This window comes from Pseudomonas sp. PS01299 (assembly GCF_029960145.1).
Lineage (GTDB): Bacteria > Pseudomonadota > Gammaproteobacteria > Pseudomonadales > Pseudomonadaceae > Aquipseudomonas > Aquipseudomonas putida_A.
In genome coordinates this window covers 1-2,992 of the sequence record NZ_JASCPO010000403.1, presented here as the reverse complement: position 1 = coordinate 2,992, position 2,992 = coordinate 1, and the positions used below count along the sequence as shown (strand labels likewise).

The 2,992-nt window shown below is 59.9% G+C and carries 3 protein-coding genes; all 3 read right to left on the bottom strand.

Annotated features, from left to right (window positions below; translation table 11 throughout):
• Positions 1 to 83: 83 nt before the first annotated feature.
• Positions 84 to 1,043 carry a response regulator gene (locus tag QMX91_RS30315; RefSeq protein WP_202369221.1) on the bottom strand — a complete coding sequence of 320 codons (960 nt, stop codon included), beginning with the start codon at positions 1,041 to 1,043 and terminating at the stop codon, positions 84 to 86.
• A gap of 180 nt (positions 1,044 to 1,223) precedes the next feature.
• Positions 1,224 to 1,985 carry a phosphate signaling complex protein PhoU gene (phoU, locus tag QMX91_RS30310; RefSeq protein WP_003229617.1) on the bottom strand — a complete coding sequence of 254 codons (762 nt, stop codon included), beginning with the start codon at positions 1,983 to 1,985 and terminating at the stop codon, positions 1,224 to 1,226.
• Between the two features lie 70 nt (positions 1,986 to 2,055).
• Positions 2,056 to 2,889, bottom strand: a complete 834-nt coding sequence (gene pstB, locus QMX91_RS30305; RefSeq protein WP_007962289.1) for a phosphate ABC transporter ATP-binding protein PstB — start codon at positions 2,887 to 2,889, stop codon at positions 2,056 to 2,058.
• Positions 2,890 to 2,992 lie beyond the last annotated feature (103 nt).

Sequence of the window (2,992 nt, the reverse complement as noted above, 5' to 3'; positions counted from 1 at the left end):
GAGCAAGCCCGCTCCCACCTTGGAATGCATTTCAAAGGTGGGAGCGGGCTTGCTCGCGAAGGCGGTGTGTCAGGCGACGAGGATCAAGCGCCCGGAACGAAGTGCTTCTGCGCCGTGCCGCGGGCGATCAGGCGGGAGATGTAATCGAGCTTCTGCGCATCTTGGTCGACGAAACGGAAAGTCAGTTGCAGCCAGTCGCTGTCGGCTTTCTGCTCGTGGGCAACGATGGCGTGCAGGTAGCCGTTGAGGCGGGCGATTTCGGCGTTGTCGCCCTGCTCCAGATCGAGCACGGCGCTGTCGAGGATCTGCGGCAGGGTGTCGGTGCGTTTCACCACCAAAAGCGCTTCCTTGATGCTCAGGGCCTTGATCACGCATTGCTGGGTGCCGCTCGGCAAGCGCAACTGGCCCTGGCCACGACCACCGGCCGGCGCTTTCGAGGCAGCCGGTGCCTGCACCGGCGGGCTGTTAAGCAAACCGCGCGACGGCGCAGCAGCTGGCGTTGGCGCGACTACAGCCGGTTTGGCAAACGGATTGACCGCAGCAGCGGCCGCCGGCGCAGCACCGACCACGGCAGGCTTGCCGCCGGTCAATGCGCTCAGGGAATCGTTGCCGAACGCCGAGTTCATCTTGGTCGGTGCGCTGTTCATCAGGGTGTCGAGCTTGCCAACCTTGTTCAGCGCCTGCTTGACCTTGGTCAGCAGTTGTTCGTTGGTGAACGGCTTGCTGACGTAGCCGGAAACCCCGGCCTGGATCGCCTGCACCACGTTCTCTTTATCGCCACGGCTGGTGACCATGACGAACGGCATGGTCTTGAGATTGTCCTGCTCGCGGCACCAGGTCAGCAGCTCGAGGCCGGACATTTCCGGCATTTCCCAGTCGCACAGCACCAGGTCAAACGCTTCCCTGGCCAGCATGGCCTGGGCCTTTTTGCCGTTGACGGCGTCCTCGGTGCGGATCCCCGGGAAGTAATTACGCAGGCACTTTTTCACCAGGTCACGAATGAACGAAGCATCGTCCACGACCAACACACTGATCTTGCTCATCCAACACCCCTATAAAAATCCCGGCAAGCATACCGCTTTTACTGATGGCACATTGCCAACAATCTTCAGTCACGCCGGGACTTTTCGTTCGCGGGTGCTGCTTTTTAATTCGATTTCCTGATTCAGGCGCCCTAAACAAAAACGCCCGGCCAAAGGGCCGGGCGCTTTTCTCAGGCAATCTTACTTATCGTCAGCATTGCCCGGAACATTAGCGGTTTCGCCGCTTGTACCTTCAACTTCTTCTTTCATGCGTTTGAGGCCCAGGTGGCGCACATCGGTGCCGCGCACCAGGTAGATCACCAGTTCCGAGATGTTGCGCGCATGATCGCCGATGCGTTCCAGCGAACGCAGCACCCAGATGATGCTCAGAACCCGCGAGATAGAGCGCGGGTCTTCCATCATGTAGGTCGCCAGCTCGCGCAGGGCGGTCTTGTATTCGCGGTCGATGACCTTGTCGTATTGCGCCACCGACAAGGCTAGATCGGCATCGAAGCGGGCAAACGCGTCCAGCGCATCGCGAACCATGTTGCGCACCTGATCGCCGATGTGACGGACCTCGACGTAACCACGCGGCGCTTCGCCTTCTTCGCACAGCTGAATGGCACGGCGGGCGATCTTGGTCGCTTCGTCGCCAATGCGCTCCAGGTCGATCACCGACTTGGAGATGCTGATGATCAGCCGCAGGTCGGACGCCGCCGGCTGACGACGGGCAAGAATGCGCAGGCATTCTTCGTCGATGTTGCGTTCCATCTGGTTGATCTGGTCGTCGATCTCGCGCACCTGCTGAGCCAGGCCAGAGTCGGCCTCGATCAGCGCGGTGACCGCGTCGTTGACCTGCTTCTCGACCAGCCCGCCCATGGCCAGGAGGTGGCTGCGCACTTCCTCAAGCTCGGCGTTGAACTGCGCGGAGATGTGGTGGGTAAGGCCTTCTTTACTAATCATGGTGGCGTCCTTGGAGCGTCCGGTAAGGTGCGGTGGGCCGCAGCGTCAATTCTGTGAATAACCGCAACTGTCAGCCATAACGACCGGTGATGTAGTCTTCGGTCTGTTTCTTCGCCGGATTGGTGAACAGGGTGTCGGTGTCGCCGAATTCCACAAGTTTGCCCATGTACATGAACGCCGTGTAGTCGGAAACCCGCGCGGCCTGCTGCATGTTGTGGGTCACGATGACGATGGTGAACTTGGACTTCAGCTCGTAGATCAGCTCTTCGACTTTCAGGGTCGAGATCGGATCGAGGGCCGAGCACGGTTCGTCGAGCAGCAACACTTCCGGTTCAACGGCGATGGTGCGCGCGATCACCAGACGCTGCTGCTGACCACCGGACAGGCCGAGTGCCGAGTCGTGCAGACGGTCTTTGACTTCGTCCCACAGTGCCGCGCCTTTCAATGCCCACTCGACCGCTTCGTCGAGAATGCGCTTCTTGTTGATGCCCTGGATGCGCAGCCCGTAGACCACGTTTTCGTAGATGGTTTTGGGGAACGGGTTGGGCTTCTGGAACACCATGCCGACGCGGCGACGCAGCTCGGCAACGTCTTCACCCTTGCGGTAGATGTTGTTGCCGTACAGGTTGATCGCACCTTCGACACGGCAACCGTCAACCAGGTCGTTCATACGATTGAAGGTACGCAGCAGCGTGGACTTGCCGCAGCCGGACGGGCCGATAAAAGCGGTCACGCGCTGTTTCGGGATGTTCATGCTGACGTCGAACAGCGCCTGCTTCTCGCCGTAGAACAGGCTCAGGCCCGGGACTTCGATGGCCACGGTTTCCTGCTCAAGGCTCAGGCTCTGCTTGTCGCGACCCAGGGCCGACATATTGATGCCGTGGGTATGTGTTTCGTGCTGCATGGGAGGCTCCCTGTGCTAACAAATTCGGTTCGGTTTTTTGTAGGAGTGAGCCTGCTCGCGATTCAGGCGCTGCGGTTTATCTATGAAACCGCGGTGTTGCCAT

What these genes read in the sequence shown, in the direction of transcription:
- pstB (WP_007962289.1), bottom strand. Translation starts at nt 2,889, where the DNA reads ATGCAGCACGAAACACATACCCACGGCATCAATATGTCGGCCCTGGGT.
- QMX91_RS30315 (WP_202369221.1), bottom strand. Translation starts at nt 1,043, where the DNA reads ATGAGCAAGATCAGTGTGTTGGTCGTGGACGATGCTTCGTTCATTCGT.
- phoU (WP_003229617.1), bottom strand. Translation starts at nt 1,985, where the DNA reads ATGATTAGTAAAGAAGGCCTTACCCACCACATCTCCGCGCAGTTCAAC.